The sequence below is a fragment of the Shewanella sp. Isolate8 genome (genome assembly GCF_022398495.1).
GTDB lineage: Bacteria > Pseudomonadota > Gammaproteobacteria > Enterobacterales > Shewanellaceae > Shewanella > Shewanella aquimarina.
In genome coordinates this window covers 110612-129324 of the sequence record NZ_JAKEVI010000002.1, presented here as the reverse complement: position 1 = coordinate 129324, position 18713 = coordinate 110612, and the positions used below count along the sequence as shown (strand labels likewise).

16 protein-coding genes are annotated in these 18713 nt (G+C 55.2%); 2 read left to right on the top strand and 14 right to left on the bottom strand.

Going from position 1 to position 18713, the window contains the following annotated elements; translation table 11 throughout:
- Position 1: 1 nt before the first annotated feature.
- The 13 genes from L1D43_RS09920 to L1D43_RS09860 form a co-directional block, all read right to left on the bottom strand.
- On the bottom strand, positions 2-1018 hold the full coding sequence (locus L1D43_RS09920) for an efflux RND transporter periplasmic adaptor subunit (RefSeq protein ID WP_239851310.1): 1017 nt from the start codon (positions 1016-1018) through the stop codon (positions 2-4).
- Positions 1019-1132: 114 nt separating this feature from the next.
- Positions 1133-1843: an SIMPL domain-containing protein gene (locus L1D43_RS09915; protein ID WP_239851308.1), complete on the bottom strand. Its 711-nt coding sequence runs from the start codon at positions 1841-1843 to the stop codon at positions 1133-1135.
- A 75-nt stretch (positions 1844-1918) separates the two neighbouring features.
- Entirely contained in the window at positions 1919-2305 is a 387-nt protein-coding gene (locus tag L1D43_RS09910) for a VOC family protein (RefSeq protein WP_239851307.1), read from the bottom strand.
- Positions 2306-2410: 105 nt separating this feature from the next.
- Positions 2411-3727, bottom strand: a complete 1317-nt coding sequence (locus tag L1D43_RS09905) for an outer membrane protein transport protein (protein ID WP_239851305.1) — start codon at positions 3725-3727, stop codon at positions 2411-2413.
- Between the two features lie 381 nt (positions 3728-4108).
- Positions 4109-5560: a sodium/proline symporter PutP gene (gene putP / locus L1D43_RS09900; protein ID WP_239851302.1), complete on the bottom strand. Its 1452-nt coding sequence runs from the start codon at positions 5558-5560 to the stop codon at positions 4109-4111.
- Between the two features lie 337 nt (positions 5561-5897).
- Complete coding sequence (locus L1D43_RS09895) at positions 5898-6602, bottom strand: DUF3379 domain-containing protein (protein ID WP_041509445.1); 705 nt, start codon at positions 6600-6602, stop codon at positions 5898-5900.
- Entirely contained in the window at positions 6595-7158 is a 564-nt protein-coding gene (locus L1D43_RS09890) for a sigma-70 family RNA polymerase sigma factor (protein WP_041509446.1), read from the bottom strand. The genes L1D43_RS09895 and L1D43_RS09890 overlap by 8 nt, the downstream gene beginning before the upstream one ends.
- An 84-nt stretch (positions 7159-7242) precedes the next feature.
- A complete protein-coding gene (locus L1D43_RS09885; protein ID WP_239851300.1) occupies positions 7243-8883 on the bottom strand; it encodes a BatD family protein in 1641 nt (546 codons plus the stop codon).
- Entirely contained in the window at positions 8877-10910 is a 2034-nt protein-coding gene (locus L1D43_RS09880) for a VWA domain-containing protein (RefSeq protein WP_239851299.1), read from the bottom strand. Before L1D43_RS09880 ends, L1D43_RS09885 begins: the two co-directional genes overlap by 7 nt.
- Positions 10907-11911 carry a VWA domain-containing protein gene (locus tag L1D43_RS09875; RefSeq protein ID WP_239851297.1) on the bottom strand — a complete coding sequence of 335 codons (1005 nt, stop codon included), beginning with the start codon at positions 11909-11911 and terminating at the stop codon, positions 10907-10909. Before L1D43_RS09875 ends, L1D43_RS09880 begins: the two co-directional genes overlap by 4 nt.
- Entirely contained in the window at positions 11899-12393 is a 495-nt protein-coding gene (locus tag L1D43_RS09870) for a DUF4381 domain-containing protein (protein WP_239851295.1), read from the bottom strand. The genes L1D43_RS09875 and L1D43_RS09870 overlap by 13 nt, the downstream gene beginning before the upstream one ends.
- The gene (locus tag L1D43_RS09865) at positions 12394-13323 is read right to left on the bottom strand and encodes a DUF58 domain-containing protein (protein WP_239851290.1); all 930 of its coding nucleotides are present in this window, start codon (positions 13321-13323) and stop codon (positions 12394-12396) included.
- Positions 13323-14279, bottom strand: a complete 957-nt coding sequence (locus tag L1D43_RS09860; RefSeq protein WP_041509451.1) for a MoxR family ATPase — start codon at positions 14277-14279, stop codon at positions 13323-13325. Before L1D43_RS09860 ends, L1D43_RS09865 begins: the two co-directional genes overlap by 1 nt.
- A 410-nt stretch (positions 14280-14689) precedes the next feature.
- On the opposite strand from L1D43_RS09860, the gene fadI reads away from it, so the two are divergent.
- Both fadI and fadJ read left to right on the top strand, forming a co-directional pair.
- Positions 14690-16000, top strand: a complete 1311-nt coding sequence (gene fadI, locus L1D43_RS09855; RefSeq protein WP_239851289.1) for an acetyl-CoA C-acyltransferase FadI — start codon at positions 14690-14692, stop codon at positions 15998-16000.
- A gap of 4 nt (positions 16001-16004) precedes the next feature.
- Positions 16005-18125 carry a fatty acid oxidation complex subunit alpha FadJ gene (gene fadJ / locus L1D43_RS09850; RefSeq protein ID WP_239851288.1) on the top strand — a complete coding sequence of 707 codons (2121 nt, stop codon included), beginning with the start codon at positions 16005-16007 and terminating at the stop codon, positions 18123-18125.
- On the opposite strand, the gene L1D43_RS09845 is transcribed toward fadJ, so the two are convergent.
- A complete protein-coding gene (locus tag L1D43_RS09845; protein WP_239851285.1) occupies positions 18122-18385 on the bottom strand; it encodes a hypothetical protein in 264 nt (87 codons plus the stop codon). The two genes, fadJ and L1D43_RS09845, sit on opposite strands and share 4 nt — an antisense overlap.
- Between the last annotated feature and the right edge of the window lie 328 nt (positions 18386-18713).

Here is an 18713-nt window from a genome sequence, read left to right as displayed (position 1 = left end):
TCTAGTGTTTCAACTTCAGCAGCACTTGGTAGGCATCGACAGCTATGGTGTCGCCATCACTCAGGCCCGAAAGCACCTCGAAACTATCGCCCTGCTTGTTGCCCAGTCGCACCTGATTGAGCATGAACTGATTGTTCTGCATCAGGTAGACCGCGCTTAGCTCGTTGTTATAGATCACCGCAGACTCGGGGATGGTCAGGGTATTGCGATCGCCGGCGTTGAAGCTGGCCTTGACCCACATACCCGGCATTAGGTTGGGCTCCTGAGGCGGCAGGTTGATACGTGTCTTATAGCTGTGGCTCTTGGCGTCTGCGAAAGAGAAGATGGTCAGGGCGTCCGATTCGAGCTCCTTGCCGTTAGGTAGCACTAGCTTCATCTTGGGATTTGCGCGCAGCGCATCTATGTAACGCAGGGGCACATGGGTGACGGCGCGCATATGCTCGGTGGCAAAGCCGCTCAGCAGTGCCTGGCCGGGAGACACGGTTTCGCCCACTTCCACATGGCGCTTGGTGACCACGCCGGCAAAGGGGGCGCTGACAGTGGTGTACTGCAGAGACTCGTTGGCCTGAATGATACGGGCTCTGGCGGCGCTGACCGCCTGGGCCGAGGCGCGGGCGTTGGCGATGGCCTGATCCATATCCCCTTGGGAGATGGCCCCCTGGGGGAACAGCTGCTCATAACGCTTACGCTGCTTCTGCGCCTCTTCGTTTTGGGCCTGGGCGCGGGCAAAGTCGGCCTCGGCGGCCGCTAATTCGGCGCCCTGGGCCTTGCTGGTGATCTCCAGCAGGGAGGCGCCCTGGGGCACTATATCGTTGACGTCATAGTTGATCTTGATGATGCGGCCCGAGGTTTGCGCCGACACAGTCGCCGATTTTACCGCCTCAAGCTGTGCATCTAAGGTGATCCACTGGGGCTGAGAGTGTTTGGCCACCGTCATGGTGGGCAGTTCGCTGGCGCCAGATACCAGGCTGACGAGTGACAGCAAAATGCCGATGGAAAACGTGTGTTGTACTTGCATGGAAGATCACCTCTTAAAACTTCATAAGAAAATTCTAATGGACTTTTTAAGCTTGTGCAATCTTTTATTAGAAAAATACGATTGAAGGGGCGAAAATCCTTTGCCCCTTTAAAACTAATCGTTTAAGTAATAGGTCAGGGTCGAAACCACCCTGACTTTCTTGATGCTCGGGGTGTTGCTGTCACGGTTGCTGATGGTAAATTGCCCCTGAGACGCCTGCTTTATCTTGCCAAGCTGTGATGCCGAGTCTTTGGCAAACTTCTCGGCGGTTTGGCGGGCATTCTCCGTGGCCGTCTGCACCATCTGCGGCTTGAGCTCATTCAGGCCGGTGAAGAGAAACTCGGTGCGGCCGTTGTAATCCTGGTTGGAGATGGCAATTCCTTCCTTGGTCAGTTCGATAAGGTTGCGTTGGGTGCCCAGCAGCAGATCCACCCGCTTGGTGTAGAGGGATACGGTGACCTGAGCCGCGTAGCGGTACTTGACGTTAGGGTCTACATAACCCTGGGCCTGTCTGTCTTCGATGGAGGGGAGGGAACTTGAGATCTCATTTTGCGTAAAGCCTTGTTTAATCAGGAAGGCTATCACCTTATCCGTCTTGCTCTGCACCTCCTGATAGAGATTATTGAGATCATTGTCGACCTGGGTGAAGCGGATGGGCCAGATGGCGGTGTCGGCCTTTACCTCGACCTCGGCGAGGCCCTTGACCGTGACGGTTCTTTCCATGGCGCGCATCTTTATGATGCTGTCGCCAAGGCTAGTGCCTAACAGATAGAGACCGGCGCAGATGAAGCCGCCTAAGAGAATACTCGCCAGTGATTTTTGCATGGATAAGCGTCCGAGTTGCTATGGGGTAAAGCCAGCATATGCTTGTTTCGTTTGGTTTTCCAGGGGAAACAGCGCTTAGGTTTGGGGGCTGGGTTGCCAGAGTTCTACCTTGTTGCCATCTGGGTCGATAAACCAGCCGAAACGGCCAAATTCAGAGTCTTCGGTTTCCGCGATTAATTGGGCGCCACCCTGGGCCACCTGGGAGAGGGCTTCGTTGAGATCGTCAACGATCAAGTTAAACATAAACTCTTTGGTTGAGGGATGGAGATAGTCCGTGTCTCTGCCCATGGGGGTCCAAACGCTGTAGCCGGTGGCTGCCATCGGCATCAGGTTGTTGAGGTAGAAGGCCGCGCCGCCCCAGTTCTCTACCGGCACCTGCAGGTAGGTCTTGTACCACTCGGCGAGTCGTTTGGGATCGTCACTCTTGAAAAATATGCCGCCTAGGCCAATTACTTTTGCCATCGTCCATCTGTCGTCATGGGAGCCTTGTATTAACTGTAGAAAAGTTTTCCCATAACTACAAAAAAGCCGCAGTAGACTGCGGCTTTTTTGGTATTGGTCAACAAGTTAGAACTTGTAGTTGTACTGCATAGAGTAGTAGGTGGCGTTCGAGCGCGTGGTGGCGTGAACCATGCCGGTATCTGGACCGATTGGTAGCCCGCCCGTGATGGCGCTGTGCTCGATAAGATCCACATCTTCACCGCGGATGACGGCGATACCGAAATCCAGGCTGGCATGCTTGCCCAGGTTATAGGTTGCACCTGCAGTGAACCACTGGCGGTCAGAGTCTGGGATTGAGATAGAGCTGAGTTCGCCCACAACACCCTGGTCGAACATGTAACCGGCGCGTAGTGTCCAGTCCTGGTTGAGGGTATAGGTGCCGCCGATGCTGAACAGCCAAGAGTCGTCCCAGGCGTAAGTTTTCAGGCTAGCCTCGGGTGCTACTGGTATGCCGCCTAGGGTGCCGTCGGTCACAGTGATCTCTTTAAAGTCGCCCCAGGTGGTTAGCTGGGCAGTGTAGTGCAGGGCAAACTTTTCGGTGAGCTGGTGGAAACCAGCTACCTGGAAGATATCCGGCATAGGGATGTTGATCTCATCGAAGGCCACATTGGCACCGGCTGCAGGGTTGTACATGTCGATGTCGCCCGTCGCCTTGAAATCTGGGCTGAAACGGTAGCTCATACCAAATCTGTGATCGGCATTGATCTCATACACTGCGCCTATGATGCCGCCAAATGCTACGCCGTCGGCGTCAACATCTACAAGCTCTTGCTGCACTGCACCGGCTTGAGTCGGTACCAGGCCGCCGCGGGTTAGGGTGCCTTGACCATAGATCACATCGACACCGGCGCCGATGCTGAAGTGGTCGTTAAAGCGGTAAGAGGCGCTCAGGTTAAAATTAAGTGTGGTGACTTCTGTCTTACCCAGGAGATCCAGCGGGGCGGGCAGGCCGTTGACCAGCTGCTGTGACATAGGTGTGGTGTCTGTACCTGTGCCGAAGTTGCTGAACATGGCAACGCCATAGGCAAACTTGTCGTTTACCGGGCTGACATAATAGAAGTTCGGGATGATCTTGGCTTCTGCCGCATCATCCACATGGCCGTAGTGGATCTGACCCAGCGCAGAATCTATATAGACATCTTTTACGCTGACTTCCACATCGGCGTAGGTCAGGCCCATAGAAAGTTGCTTCTCGTCAAACAGGGCCATGGCCGCTGGGTTGCGAGACAGCACTGAGGCGTTGTCAGCGATCACTGCATCACCGGCAAATGCACGGCCGACACCAGTGGCTGACTGGCTGTTGAGTTGGAAACCTGCGGCCATCGCCTGTGAGCTAGCGAGTGTGACGGCTACTGCGAGTATTGTCTTGTTGAAACGCTTCATAGTTTGTTCTCGTTATTGTCGGCCCGGCTGCATACTGCGCTCATGCTTGTGCCTAAGTCGTGGCGGCCGGGTCCATTTTATAATTCCCGTGCATAGTAGGGACGAGGTGTTACCTCAACAACTCCGACCAGATACAACTTTTTGTTGACTTTGTGTTAAATGCTTGGCCGGTTTTGTGCCGAGAAATGGACGCCTGTTTGAAGAGTGCCTCGATCGAGCTATTTCACGTATGCTCTGGGTTTGGTTAAGGTTTTGCTAAAGGTTAACGGGATGTGAAATGACAAATTGTAAGTAAAATTTTTACGGTATAAAAAAAGCGTACACTTGTACGCTTTTTTGATCTTTCGCTCATTTTTACGTCAGCGAAGTGGGAGCCTAGCCTCAGAGTTTCTGGTTAAACTGGTCGAATTGTTCGCGCGTGCTGTTTGCTGGGGCAGAGAGCAGGCTAACCAATACACCGGCAAGGGTGGCGAAGAGGAAACCTGGCAAGATCTCGTACAGATCGAAGATGCCGCCACTGCTCTGTTTCCATAGCACGACCGTGATGGCGCCAACAAGAATCGTGGCCACGGCGCCGTTGCGGCTATAGTTACGCCAGAAGAGTGACAGAATGACCACAGGGCCAAACGCCGCGCCAAAGCCTGCCCAGGCATAGCTCACTAGACTCAGTACGCTGCTCTCCGGATTTAAGGCAATGAGGCCAGAGATGACGGCTATGGTCAGCACGCCGATACGACCTATCATCATCAACTCCTTGCTGCTGGCCTCGGGTCTGAGCCACTTCTTGTAGAAGTCTTCGGTGATCACGCTGGAGCAGACCAGTAGCTGAGAGTCGATGGTGCTCATGATGGCCGAGAGGATCGCCGCAACCAGCAGACCACCTATCCAAGGGTTGAAGGCGGCATGGGTCAGATGAATGAAGATGGTCTCCGGGTTGTCGATAGGCTGGTCGGCAAAGTAGAGGCTGCCCGCAAGGCCAGTTGCCAGGGCGCCCATGAGTGCGACTACCATCCAGCTCATGGCGATACGGCGAGATACCTTGAGGTCGTCGGCGCTACCAATAGCCATGAAGCGCGACAGGATATGGGGCTGACCGAAATAGCCAAGTCCCCATGCCAGCAGAGATGCCAGGCCAATCATGGTGGTGTTGTCACTCAGTAGGGATAACATGGTTGGATCTAGGCTATGAATGCCGTTCTGTGTCTCTGGTTGGCTGAAGATGGTGACTGGCACGATAAGCAGGGCAATTAACATCAGGCAGCCCTGGAAGAAATCGGTCCAGCTCACGGCGAAGAAGCCGCCGACGAAGGTGTAGGCCACTATGATGCCGGAGCCGATAAGCAGGGCCAGGTTGTAGTCCAGGCCGAACACCTTCTCGAACAGTATGGCGCCGCCCACCATGCCAGATGAGGTGTAGAAGGTGAAGAAGACTAAGATGGTGACCGCCGAGACCAGCTTGAGCACAGACTGCTTGTCTTCGAAGCGTTTCTCGAAGAAATCCGGCAGGGTGAGGGCATTGTCGGTAAACTGGGTGTAGATCCGCAGGCGTTTGGCCACAAACAGCCAGTTGAGCCAGGCACCGAATACCAGGCCTATGCCGATCCAGGCTTCGCCCAAGCCGCCGAGGTAGACGGCGCCAGGTAGTCCCAGCAGCAGCCAACCGGACATGTCGGAGGCCCCCACGCTGAGCGCGGTGACGGCCGGTCCCATGGAGCGACCACCTAGAATATAATCGTCGACAGAGTCGGTTGCTTTATATGCCCAAAGGCCAATGCCCATCATGAGGATGAGGTAGCCGAAAAAAGTAATTAATATCGGTAATTCAATATTCATGCTTACGCCATATTGTTCTCATGCCAATGCCCTTGCTGGCTGGGATGCTAGCCCAGCGCCGATGGGGAGTGACATGTCTGTTTTAAGTGAGCCTGCTATGCTAGCAGATGTTTGAGCGCTAGCCCAAATCTGCCTTGAAATGTGATCAATATCTAGGCTTTATCGGTCGATTAATTGCCAAATAAAGCGGAAATGTTGTGGCTTTGTTGGTCGTTTTGAGGTGTTGTAGCGTGTAAGTGTTAGCCGTGGCAAGGTATGACGGAGCCGACACTAGGTCGGCTCCTTAGATCATCTTGTCTGGCGATTTGCTTTATGCACAGGTTCAGCTTTTAGCCTCTTAGATGAAGGACTCTTTCACTTCGTCTCTGACAAAGTTCAGATCCGTCACATCTTCACCGACCAGGAGCACGTAGGCGTTGTCAGACTTGAAGCCCATTCCCTGGTAGCGATTATCGGCAAAGGCTTCCTCAAGCACCATGCGGTCTTCCAGCGGTACGATAAACAGGGTGACCTTGCCCTGCTTGCCTTGCATCACCAGGTGGATACTCTTCACGCCCTGGAAGTCACAGTAGGTACTGTAGAGTACGCGGCCGGGTTGCTCGGTAAAGCGGGCATGATTGAGGCTAGTCAGCGAGGCGAGCTGGGTATTGACCTCATCGACGCTGATATTGCGCTCACTCTTCATCGCCATCTCTTCATGATAGACATGGGCCAGGGCGTGCTGCCCCAGATCGACCGGGGCGAGGCGTAGCAGGGTGAAGCTGATCCCGGCGATGAAGGCGATAGAGGCCACCAGTGCCAGGGTAAAACCTGTCTTGCGGCGCTCCACCTGATGTTGATGCAGCTGTTGGTTGAGTAGCAGCTTAGCCTCGAGATCCTCAGGCACTTCTACCTTCAGAGCGGCCTCAAGCTTCTTGTCTAGTAGTTTGAGATCGTTAACAAACGCGGTGCGCTCGCTCGACTCATGCATCGACGCAAGAAATTCGTCGTCTTGACGATTTGGATTTTCATAGGCCTCGCGGCGGAATTTGAGCTCATCCATTGGAGCGCCCCCTAGTTTGCGTGTCATCGAGTATCTCTTTTAGCTGATTTCTGGCGCGAAATAAGCGAGTCATTACGGTATTACGATTCAGATCTAAGATGTCGGCGATCTCTTCACCGCTAAAGCCGCCGATCACCTGCAGGATAAGGGGCTCACGGTATTCGGCTTCAAGCTTGGCGATCTGACGCCTGAGCATATGCTGCTCCATGCTCTCCTCGCTGGAGGCGGAGATATGGTCGGCGATATCGGCCTGCTCCACATCCGAGTAGTCGAACTGTTTGCGCTCGAAGCGGCGGGCGTTCTCACGCCGTAATATGGTGATCAGCCAAGCCTTGGCCGCCTTGTCATCTTTTAGTGATTCCAAGGAGCGCCAGGCGCGTAAGAAGGTTTCCTGGGTGATATCTTCGGCGATATGTTTATCCCCGCACAGCCAGAAGGCGTAGCGGAACAGATCGCCATGAAGTGCCCTGACAAGGCTATCGTATCGTCGTTGTTTATTCAGCATGTCTCTATTGACCGACTTTTTCGGTTTTTTATTTCGTATCACGCTAAACATTTTTTACTCGCAGCATAGAAAGGAGGGGAGGCGCGTCAATTGTTTCGACTACGTTAACGCCATTGGCGCGCCTTAGGCAAGTTGTTAGAGCGGATTTAAGGGCCTTAAAGCAGATTGTGTGCTGTGGGGCGCAGCTTTGGGGGCATTTTTCACCGCGCGGATCACCTTTTCACAGTCTAGTCCCTGGCTATCGGGGCTGTATCCCTGACGCTGTATGGCTTGGATCGCCTGGTCTAGCTCGCAGCTAAGTGCCGCGATATCTGTCAGGGTCATTGGCTTGCCCGCCTGTTGGCTCATATGACGCTGCAGGGCAACCAGTGCCTCGCCCGTCTTGCCTTGGCGGCAGGCGATTTCAAATTGGCGCAGCGCATCTGAGTCCATGGGCGCAGGGTTTGCAGCGTCCCTGTTTGCATTGCTCGGCGCGGCGCGATAACGATAGCCCTGGTAGTGGCGATACCACAAGAGCATAGTCGCCAACCATAGCAAAGCAAATAGTGCGCTGATGCCGGGCCAATAGTTTGTTGTAGCGGCCTGAGCATCTGTTGTCACGACCAGCGGACTCTGCTGGCTTGCGCTTGCCGGTGCCACACTGATGGTGCGGGCGGGCAGGGTGGCAAACTCCTGTTTCTGGGTGCGGCTGTTCCACCAGGGAATGCGGAGCGCGGGCAGGGTATAGCTACCGGGCTGAGTCGGCACTATGGCCGTGGTCTGGTTGAGCTGGGCGACCACCTGTTTCTCACGCACATAGGTCTTGCGTTGAGGCTTTTCCGGATAGACCTTAAAGGATTCGGGCAGGTCTAGGGAGATCCCCGGCAGGCTGGTATCGTCGGCGTTGGAGGCCAGCAGGCTGATGTTACGTGTGATGGGCACGCCGACCTGGTATTGGGCATCTTTCTTCCAGTCTTCTTTTAACACCACGAGATCGCTCACCAGCCAGTCACCCTGATAAGTTTCTGGGATGGGCAATACCTCGATGTCGCTCGGGGCGGCCTTGGCCTGCATGGGGCGGCTCTCGTTAAAGGAGAACATGCCGCCGCGGCGGGAGGATTCGACTAACACATCGCCAGAGAAGCTGGCGCCGGCAAGCGACAGTGTGCCTGGCTTATCGGCGATCAGGCTATAGGTACGCTCGATAACCCGGTAGCGGCGGCCATCGATGATCTCTGTGCCATCGACATCGTCCCCCAGTTGTTTGAGCTGAGCGCCTTCGACATTGGGCGCACTGAGTACGCCGCGTTGCAGCTCTACGCCCAGGTAAAGCTTCACCTTATATGTGATCAGTTGCCCCACATAGGCGGTCTCGGTGGAGACGCTGCTGCGGATAAACAGGTTCTTCATCTGCTCGGGTTGGCTACCGGGGGCCGCCACCTTGAGTTCTATAGGAGCAGAGCTGATGTTGTCTATGGTCATGGCGGGGATGATCACTGTGCCGGTTTTCTTGGGGGCAAGCAGGATCTGCCAGCGGGTCTCCTTGCTGGCGTCGAAGTTCATGATCTGGGTGCTGCGGCTGACACTGGTGCGTCCGACGATGAAGTCTTTTAGCAACCCACTGGTGTCCAGGCTGGCGTTGTCCACATCGTCATCGGCCTTGATGCTAAGCACCAGATATTCCCCCTGGATGGCGGGGTTTCTGTCTACCGAGGTTTCTACCTTGGTTAGGGCATAGGCTGGCGCTGACAGGCTGAGTGCCAAACAGGCTAAGGTCAAAAAGCGTCGTATTACCACTGTTGATTGTCCTTTATGGTCGCGCCCTGACGGCGGCGTTTTTGATATTCCAGTTGCATCTTGTTGCGCAGCAAGACCTGAGGGTCATCGACCACCCCAGAGAGGGCCCGCTGCATCTCGGGGGGCAGATCCTCTGGCGCAATCGCATTGGTTAGGGCCGCAGCAGGTTCGCCTTGTTCATCTGACTCGCCTGCTTGTCCCTGGGTCATCTTGCTTGCCTGAGCTTGGTCTTGCCCCGTCTGTTGTCCGGCATCGCTTTGATTTGCATTAGCATCCGCTTGCTTACTGTCATCCTCTTGGTTATTGGCCTGTTGAGCCGGATCGGCGCTCACCTGAGCATCATTTGGCGTGACTGACTGTTTCTGCCCTTGGGACGGGTTATCCTGACCGGTATTTTGCGATGCTTGCTGGTCAGCTTCTTGTTGCGAGCCTTGCTGTTTTGACGTCTGGCCATCCTTTTCTTGAGCGTTTTGCTCCTGTGAGCCATCACCTTGTGAGTCGTCGCCAGATTGCTGGTCGCCATTGCTGGTTTGTTGGCTCTGCTCCTGTCCGCTACCCTGTTGTCCGTTCGCGTCCTGGCCTCTGTTTTGATCAGAGTTACTTTGGTCAGAGCTACTTTTATCAGAGCTATCTTGGGACTGATTCTGATCAGACTTCTGCTGTTCCGATTGGTCTTGGTTATCTTGCTGCTGTTTAAGCTGCTCAGCTAACTCAAGGTTTTGTTTAGCCTGGCTGAGTTGGGGAGCTTTATCCAACGCCTGTTGATAGCGCTCGATGGCCTTGTCGAGTTCATTGAGCTGCATCAGGCTGTTGCCCTGATTAAACAGGCCACTTGCCGAATCATCTTGCTCGAACAGTTCCAGTGCCTGCTGATAGTCGCCACTCTTATACAGGGAGGAGGCCTTCCATTGAGGCGAGTCAAACTGCTCGGCGGCCGCTTGGTAGTCTTGCGCCTGATAGGCCTGCATGGCCCGCTGATCGTCAGTAGTAAACGGATGTTGCCAGCTGGCAGCCTGCGCCTGTGGGCTAGGGGAGAGGATAGCCAGGCAGGCCAGAGCGGGTAGGGCATGCCTGAAGCTCAGTAGCGCCGGCAGCAGCAGGAGCAGCGCCAGATAGGGGCCGAGATCTTGCCAGGCTTCTCCTTGGCGATCTGACGTCTTGGCATCGCTTTCCTGGCTCAGGCTTTGTGTCAGTGCCTCGAGATCTTTGCCATCGGCGCGGTAGGCAAACAACTTGCCACCACTCTCGCCAATCAGGCTGCCAAGATCATTGAGATGGGTTTGGCTGACCACCACCTGATCACTTTTACCGCGCATCAGTTGTCCATCCGGCAGGCGGATGGCCGCGCCCTGTGCCGTGCCCATGGCGATGATGGAGAGGCGATACTGGGTATCTTCCAGTATCGACTTGGCCTCGCCTATTTGCTCTGGGTTGACGCCATCGGCCAGCAAGATGATCTCGCCCTTGAGATGACCGCCCTGAACAAGCAGCTGCTTGGCCTGCTCTAGCGCCGCTGGCAGGTTGGAGCCCAGCACCGGCATGATCTCCGGCGACAGGGTCGGTAACAGATTTAGCAGGGTAGATTGGTCTCGGGTCAGTGGGCTGATGGTAAAGGCATCGCCGGCGTAGGCGACCAGACCTGTCTCGCCCTCCTTGAGGCTCTTGATGAGATCCGTTGCCTTAAACTTTGCCTGAGTTAACCTGTTAGGAGCCAGATCGGTGGCGTACATGGACAGCGACATATCCATGACGATCACCCGGCCAAGATTGGACTCGAACACCGGCAGCTTCTGCTTGGTCAGCGCCGGGCCGGATAGCGCCAAGACGCCAACGAGCCAGATAAAGGCGACTAGGCCAAGATGTTGTTTCTTATTGGCCGCCTGGCCACTCACCAACACCTTGGCCAGATGCGGCGCGATATAGCGATTCCAACTCGAGGCCTGGTGCTGCTGGCGTCTTTGTAGCCAGAGCAGCAGGGCCAGTGGAATGAGGGCCAGCAGCCATTCGGGACGGAGAAAATGGATCATGAGGCGCTCCGTGGGAAACGTTGAACTAAGGCCTGCACGGCAGCTAGGCCGCTTAACATCATGAGAACCGTTATCAGCAGGGCGACAGCCAAGGGATAATAGAAGAGCTCGGCCTGTGGACGATAGCTGAGTTGGTCGCTGTCGGTGGGCTCAAGTTTGTCTATCTCCTGATAGATCTGCTCCAGCTCATCCGAGTTGCGCGCCCGGAAATAGCGCCCCTGGGTTTTCTGCGCCAGCAGGGTGAGCTGCGCCTCGTCGAGATCCATCGACGGATTGACGCGCTCCTTGCCAAATAGGGTGCGGCGCTCCATCACCTCGGCGCCCACCCCTATGGTGTAGATGGTCACGCCTCGCTTGGCGGCGATATCGGCGGCCTGCTCGGGCGTAATGCTCCCCGAGTTATTTGAGCCGTCGGTGAGCAGGATAAGCACCCGGTTACTCTGCTCGGCCTTGTCGAAGCGTTTAACCGCAAGGGCGATGGCCTCGCCGATGGCGGTCTGCTTACCGACCAGACCAATTTGTGCCTCGGTAAGGAACTGGGCCACCGAGCGTCTGTCCTGGGTGAGCGGCGCCTGCAGATAGGCGTGATCGGCAAATAGGATGAGCCCCAGCTTATCGCCCTTGCGGCGCTCGATAAACTCGCTCATCACCCTCTGTACCATGGTAAAGCGATCGACCGTCTTTGCGTTTAACACCATGTCCTCTATCTGCATACTGCCCGACAGATCCACCGCCAGCATGAGGTCACGCCCCTTGCTCGGCAGCTCGATGGCGTCGCCAACCCATAGGGGGCGGGCGACGGCGCAAACCAGCAGCGTCCACACCAACCAATAGGGCCAGCGACTGCGGTTAGGGGAATTATCGAGTGCGAGGGTCTGCGCCTCACCGACGCCGGGCATCTGCAGATGCCCGCCAACCGTTTGCTGTGCTTGTTTGCTGCTGCGAAAGATTAAGGGAAGCGGCAATAAAACCAGCAGCCAAGGCCAGGCTAGTGTGAACATAATGCCTCCTTGTCAGCCTTTAGCGGTAGCGCGTGCTGCAGCCAGACTTTGGCGCCGCTCAAAAGTTGTGTGGCTTCCTCTGGCGTGAGGTGCGCGGACTGATAACGCTTCTCCAAGAGGCTTGGCAGCTTAGGGTCCATGGTTGGCAGCTGGGCGCTTAGCCAGGCATACCAGTCGTCTCCCTGTAGGGAGGCGACCTGTTCGCGAGGCAGATAGCTCATGGCGCTGCGTTTAAGCAGGCTGTTGACCGTGAGTGCTAACTGGGGATCATCGGGTGTTACTTCAGCAAGAAGCTTTAGTGCCTCGCGTTTGGCCGCCAGCTGCTTGCCTCTGCGTTTGACATAGATGAACAGGGCGGCGATCAGGATAATCAGTAGCAGAGCCACTAGGTAATAGCCGTAGGCGAGGGGCCAGAAGCCGATAGGCTCAGGGGTGATGATATCCTGCATCTTGGCTAGTGCAGGTTGACTTGCCGCTTGCATCTACCTTAGGGCTCCGATTTGTTGGTTTAACGGCTGGGCCGCGTCGATGCGTCTTGGCCGTGCGTTGATTTGATTCATCATGGTGATAAATCCCTGTTGCTGTGTTTGTTGCTGATTGAGCCAGGCATCGTAGCTGCGCCTGTCCAGCACCAGCTCCTTATCGCCATCCCTGACCGGGAATTGGAACTGTGGCGGCAGCTGAAGGGTGCCTTGCCTGAGGGGATCTGTGATCAGAAAGGCGCCGATATCACAATGGCGCTTTAGCTCGCTCAGCGGCCCCAGACACTGGGGGCTGAAATGGTTGCCGTCACTGATGATCCAGATAAGCGAACCGGGTTTGGCGATCCGTCTCAGGCGTTGGCAGGCCTTGAAGATATGCTCAGGCTGTTTCACTGGCTGATCGAGCTGGCTCAGTTGCCGCTGGTGCACCTGCTCCATGGCCGAGATGAGTGCCAGCATGCCACCCTGGCGACTACGAGGCTTAAGTTCAAGGTGTTCTGTCTCACAGGCGATTAGGGCGCCGAGGCGATCGCCGTGACCGACGGCCGTCCAGCCCAAGGTCGCGGCCAGGTGCGCCGCCTGCACCGACTGCAACATAAGGCTGGAGCCGAAATAGAGGCTATGGCTAAGATCCAGTAGTAGCAACACCGGACGCTCGCGCTCCTCGACAAACAGCTTGGTATGGGCCTTGCCGGTTCTGGCGGTCACCCGCCAGTCTATGGTGCGCACGTCGTCGCCGCTCTGGTAGTGGCGCACCTCGGCAAACTCCATGCCCCGTCCCTTGATGCTGCTGGCTCTATGGCCGGCCAGCGCCGCTCGCGCCTTGGTCTTGCGTTCGGGCAGGGCCCTGGCGATATTCTGGCAGGCTAACAGCTCTTTCTGATTGAGGGAGACGCCATCGGCAAATAGCGGTAAAGCCTTCTGTTCCATTAAGGCACCGCTACCTGACTGAGAATATGGTTGATCACCTGATCGCTGCTCACTCCTTCCGCCTGTGCCTGATAGCTGAGGAGCAGACGGTGGCGCAGCACATTTGGCACCACGGCTTGAATATCTTCCGGCGAGACAAAGTCGCGCTCCATCAGCCAGGCCCGGGCGCGGGCGCAGCGCTCGATGGAGATGGTTGCACGTGGGCTGACGCCATATTCCAGCCAGCTCGCCAGCTCGTCACTGTATTGTTGTGGCTGACGGGTGGCCATCACGATATTGACAATATATTGCTCCAGCGGCTCAGCCAGATAGATGTCGAGCGCGGCCTTACGGGCGGCGAATACTTCCTCCTGGGCGATGGGCTCGACCCTTGGCAGTTCCTGAGTGATGGCCTCGCTGCGCGACAGGCGCATGATCTCAAATTCGGTGGCGGCGCTTGGGTAGTCCAGATTTAGGTGCATCAGGAAGCGATCCAGCTGCGCCTCGGGCAGGGGATAGGTGCCCTCGTTTTCCAGCGGGTTTTGAGTTGCCATTACCAGAAACAGCTTTGGTAGCTTGTAGCTTTGTTTGCCGACGGTGACCTGACCCTCGGCCATAGCTTCCAATAGCGCCGACTGCACCTTGGCCGGCGCGCGGTTGATCTCGTCGGCCAAGATCAGGTTATGAAAGATAGGACCTGCTTCAAACTCGAAGGTGGCCGTCTGCGCACGATAGATGTCGGTGCCGGTCAGATCCGCAGGGAGTAGATCCGGGGTAAACTGAATACGGTGAAAGTCCCCCTCTACGCCATCGCTCAGCGCTTTGACCGCGCGGGTCTTGGCCAGACCCGGCGGGCCCTCAACCAGTAAGTGACCATCGGCAATCAGTGCGATCAATAAGTTTTCGGTAAGAGTGGGTTGACCTAGGATCACTTTATCCAGGTATTCACGTAATGCATGAAATCGACTTAAGGGCATGATGCTACTCGGTATTATCTATTGTGTGAGCTGTAGACAGCGTATCGGGTAAAAAATTCAGTGATTAACGGCTTACCGCAACCTTGGGAGTGTCAGAAGACCTTGCGGGGCTTGGCGGCGCCAAATTTCAATCAGCAAAATAAGTTAGCATGCTTAAACGGGGAATAAAACCGACTTTAACGGCTAATTTGTATTTTATTAAACATTGTTAATCAACATCTTTTTCGATAATTGTCGTTTAAAAACCAAACAGGTGTTTAAAACCTTGAAATAAGAAGTTAGAATCAGATCACACTTTGATGGTCTGACCTGTTGCGAGCATGTAGCAAGACTGCTGGCAACGGGGTAGGGAAGAATAATAACGGCGTTAGTAGAAGCGTTTCTATATAGACGCGTCACGAGGGCAAAAGATGAGTGAACTACAGCAAGTAAGGAACGCGAAGGGCGATCGCATCGCGATAGTGATGGGGCTTAGAACCCCCTTTGCGAAGCAGGCGACCGCGTTTCATGGGGTGTCGGCATTGGATATGGGCAAGATGGTAGTCAATGAGCTGCTGTCGCGCTCGGAACTCGATCCGAAGGAGATTGAACAGCTCGTTTATGGTCAGGTGGTTCAGATGCCTGCGGCGCCCAACATCGCCCGCGAGATAGTCCTAGGCACTGGCATGAATGTGTCCACCGACGCCTACAGCGTGACACGTGCCTGCGCCACCAGTTTCCAGTCGACGGTCAATGTGGCCGAGTCCATCATGACGGGCAATATCGAGATAGGGATCGCCGGCGGCGCCGACTCATCATCTGTACTGCCAATCGGCGTATCGAAGAAGCTGGCCCATGCCTTAGTGGATCTCAATAAGGCCCGTAGCTTTGGTCAAAAGTGGTCTATTATCCGTCGTCTCGGGCTGAAAGATCTGCTCCCTGTACCGCCTGCGGTGGCCGAGTACTCAACCGGCCTCTCTATGGGGCAGACCGCCGAGCAGATGGCCAAAACCTACAGCATTAGCCGCGCCGACCAAGATGCCTTAGCCCATCGCTCTCACACCCTGGCGACAGAGACCTGGGATTCGGGCCATTTGCGTGATGAGGTGATGGTGGCGCATGTACCGCCATACAAGTCTTTCATCGACAGAGACAATAATATTCGCGAGAACTCTTCGCTGGACTCTTACGCCAAGCTACGTCCGGCGTTTGACCGCAAACATGGCTCGGTGACTGCGGCCAACAGTACGCCGCTGACCGATGGTGCCTCGGCGGTACTCCTGATGAGTGAGAGCCGTGCCAAGGCCCTGGGCTATGAGCCGATTGGTTACATCAAGAGTTATGCCTTCAGCGCTATCGACGTGTGGGAAGATATGTTGATGGGGCCTTCCTATGCGACGCCGCTGGCGCTTAAGCGTGCAGGCATGGAGCTTGAGGATCTTACTCTTATCGAGATGCACGAAGCCTTTGCGGCGCAGACCCTGGCCAACATGCAGATGTTTGCCTCGAAGAAGTTTGCCAAGGAGAAACTGGGTCGCGATCGCGCCATCGGCGAGATAGATATGACTAAGTTCAACGTCTTGGGCGGTTCTTTGGCCTATGGTCACCCCTTTGCGGCGACCGGGACGCGTTTGATCACTCAGGTGTGTCGCGAGCTCAAACGACGCGGCGGCGGTACTGGCCTGGCAACGGCCTGTGCGGCGGGTGGTCTGGGTGCAGCTATGATTGTAGAAGTGGAGTGATCTCATGGATAAGAGTTTTACATTAAATCGTCAGGATAACGGGATCGCCGTGCTCACCATGGATGTACCCGGTGAGACCATGAATACCCTGAGAGCCGAGTTTGGCCCAGAGATTTGCGAGATGTTGGCCGAGATTAAGAGTGACGCCAGCATTCGCGGCGTGGTGATCATCTCGGGTAAGAAAGATTCTTTTGTGGCGGGTGCCGATATTTCTATGCTCGATGCCTGTGCTACAGCGGAAGACGCCAGAGAGCTGTCGAAGCAGGGCCATGAAGTGTTTTTGGCTCTAGAGTCACTCTCGATTCCCGTGGTAGCCGCTATCAATGGCGCCTGTCTCGGTGGGGGGCTCGAACTGGCCCTGGCCTGCCATCAGCGCGTGTGTACCGATAGCAAGAAGACCATGCTGGGATTGCCAGAAGTGCAACTCGGTCTGCTGCCCGGCGGTGGCGGCACACAGCGCCTGCCTCGTCTGGTGGGGATTGCCAAGTCATTGGATATGATGCTCACCGGTAAGCAGCTGCGCGCCAAGCAGGCATTGAAGCTTGGGCTGGTGGATGATGTGGTGCCCGAGTCAATCTTGCTACAGACAGCTGTAGAGATGGCGCTAGCAGGTGCGCGTCCTGCGAAGAAGCCTAAGCTGTCGACGGTAGAGAAACTGCTCGAGGGCACCCCTGTTGGTCGCAACATCATCTTCGAACAGGCGCTTAAGCAGGTCAACAAGAAGACCCAGGGCAACTATCCTGCACCTGAGAAGATCATCGACTGTGTGCGTCAGGGTATAACCAAAAGCATAGTGAAAGGTCTCGAGGTTGAGGCGCAGCATTTTGGCGATCTCGTGGTCTCGAGTGAGTCGGAAGCTTTACGTAGCATCTTCTTTGCGACCACAGAGATGAAGAAGGAAACCGGCGCCGGTGACGTATCGCCTCAGTCTGTCAACAAGGTGATGGTATTGGGCGGTGGCTTGATGGGCGGTGGTATCGCCTCTGTCACCACCACTAAGGCCAAGATCCCGGTGCGGGTGAAAGATATCAGCGAAACCGGTTTGAGCAATGCGCTGGCCTATGCCTATAAGCTGCTGGCTAAAGGAGTTAAACGACGTCATATGACGCCTGCGGTGCGAGATAACCTGATGGCGCTGATGACCACCACCACTGAATATAAAGGGATCAAGGATGCGGATATGGTGGTGGAAGCCGTATTTGAAGATCTCAAACTGAAACATCAGATGGTGCAGGATGTGGAGCGTGAATGTGGTGAGCACACGATTTTTGCCTCTAACACGTCATCGTTGCCGATCAAACAGATCGCCGAGGCCGCCGAACGTCCCGAAAACGTCATTGGCTTGCACTACTTCTCGCCGGTTGAGAAGATGCCTCTGGTCGAGGTGATTGCCCATGACAAGACTTCGCCACAAACGATCGCCACCACGGTCGCCTTCGCCCGCAAGCAGGGCAAGACACCGATTGTGGTAAAAGATGGTGCCGGTTTTTATGTGAACCGTATTCTGGCGCTCTATATGAACGAGGCAGCGAATCTGCTACTCGAAGGCCAGAGCGTCGATCATCTGGATAAGGCGCTGGTGAAGTTTGGCTTCCCCGTTGGCCCCATGACGCTGCTCGATGAGGTCGGCATAGATGTGGGCGCCAAGATCTCGCCGATTCTTGAGAAGGAGTTGGGTGAGCGCTTTAAGGCGCCGGCGGCCTTTGACAAGTTGTTGGCCGATGACCGTAAGGGCCGTAAGAATGGTAAGGGCTTCTACCAGTATGGCGCTAAGTCGAAGAAGAAGTTGGTGGATGAGAGCGTCTACGGCGTGCTGGGTCTAACACCTGGTAGCGGCGGTGAACCAAGAGCCTTGGCCGAGCGATGTGTTGTGCAGATGCTTAATGAAGCGGTGCGTTGTCTGGAGGAGGGGATTATCGCGTCGCCAAGAGATGGCGATATAGGCGCGATTTTCGGTATCGGCTTCCCGCCATTCTTAGGTGGCCCCTTCCGTTACATGGACTCACTGGGCGCCAAGCACTTGGTCGAGACCTTAAAACGTTATCAAGATCAGTTTGGTGAGCGATTCGCACCTTGTGATCGCCTAGTCGAGATGGCCGAATCGGGCAGTAAGTTCTACGATTAGGGCATCCAGGCTGTTAACAATGCGGCAACATAATGCCGCATTTTTTTTGCCTGAGGATTATTTTTGCCTGTTTTTTGTTCACCTACAGGCTGGTTTCGGTTATCATGCTGGGCTGATTTTGGCTGTTTACAGTCCTCTTGGCGCCGTTGTTGTGAGGTAGTGTCTGTGGTGATATGCATTCTTGGTGTACTAATGGTGAGTAGCTTGGCAATGGGAAATATGGCTTTTCGTGCTGGGTTAGGGGTGAAACGCTGGGCCATGCTAGGACTCATCATGGGGCCGGTAGCCTATCCGCTGCTAAGTACACATAAGCGATTCGCCCATAAGCGGGCCCAGGGAAAGCAAAGTATCGCGATAAAGGCGTAGGACAGCTTCTGTGGCCATGTAGATGTAGGCTAGGTGCAAATCTCTAATTAAAAGTCATATAACAAGATCAAAAAAGGAGCCTTTAGTAGCTCCTTTTTTATGTGTCTGGTTTTCGAAAGACGTTTGAAGTCAATTAGTTCCACCAACCTTTTGCAGGAATCACTTCTAAGTGATTCAGGCCTTCTGGAAGCTGTACTTTTTTGCGCTCTGGTTTGTGAGTAA

Excerpts from the sequence above, each read along its gene's own strand:
- L1D43_RS09920 (WP_239851310.1), bottom strand. The coding sequence starts at position 1,018 with ATGCAAGTACAACACACGTTTTCCATCGGCATTTTGCTGTCACTCGTC.
- L1D43_RS09915 (WP_239851308.1), bottom strand. The coding sequence starts at position 1,843 with ATGCAAAAATCACTGGCGAGTATTCTCTTAGGCGGCTTCATCTGCGCC.
- L1D43_RS09910 (WP_239851307.1), bottom strand. The coding sequence starts at position 2,305 with ATGGCAAAAGTAATTGGCCTAGGCGGCATATTTTTCAAGAGTGACGAT.
- L1D43_RS09905 (WP_239851305.1), bottom strand. The coding sequence starts at position 3,727 with ATGAAGCGTTTCAACAAGACAATACTCGCAGTAGCCGTCACACTCGCT.
- putP (WP_239851302.1), bottom strand. The coding sequence starts at position 5,560 with ATGAATATTGAATTACCGATATTAATTACTTTTTTCGGCTACCTCATC.
- L1D43_RS09895 (WP_041509445.1), bottom strand. The coding sequence starts at position 6,602 with ATGGATGAGCTCAAATTCCGCCGCGAGGCCTATGAAAATCCAAATCGT.
- L1D43_RS09890 (WP_041509446.1), bottom strand. The coding sequence starts at position 7,158 with ATGTTTAGCGTGATACGAAATAAAAAACCGAAAAAGTCGGTCAATAGA.
- L1D43_RS09880 (WP_239851299.1), bottom strand. The coding sequence starts at position 10,910 with ATGATCCATTTTCTCCGTCCCGAATGGCTGCTGGCCCTCATTCCACTG.
- L1D43_RS09875 (WP_239851297.1), bottom strand. The coding sequence starts at position 11,911 with ATGTTCACACTAGCCTGGCCTTGGCTGCTGGTTTTATTGCCGCTTCCC.
- L1D43_RS09870 (WP_239851295.1), bottom strand. The coding sequence starts at position 12,393 with ATGCAAGCGGCAAGTCAACCTGCACTAGCCAAGATGCAGGATATCATC.
- L1D43_RS09865 (WP_239851290.1), bottom strand. The coding sequence starts at position 13,323 with ATGGAACAGAAGGCTTTACCGCTATTTGCCGATGGCGTCTCCCTCAAT.
- L1D43_RS09860 (WP_041509451.1), bottom strand. The coding sequence starts at position 14,279 with ATGCCCTTAAGTCGATTTCATGCATTACGTGAATACCTGGATAAAGTG.
- fadI (WP_239851289.1), top strand. The coding sequence starts at position 14,690 with ATGAGTGAACTACAGCAAGTAAGGAACGCGAAGGGCGATCGCATCGCG.
- fadJ (WP_239851288.1), top strand. The coding sequence starts at position 16,005 with ATGGATAAGAGTTTTACATTAAATCGTCAGGATAACGGGATCGCCGTG.
- L1D43_RS09845 (WP_239851285.1), bottom strand. The coding sequence starts at position 18,385 with ATGGCCCAGCGTTTCACCCCTAACCCAGCACGAAAAGCCATATTTCCC.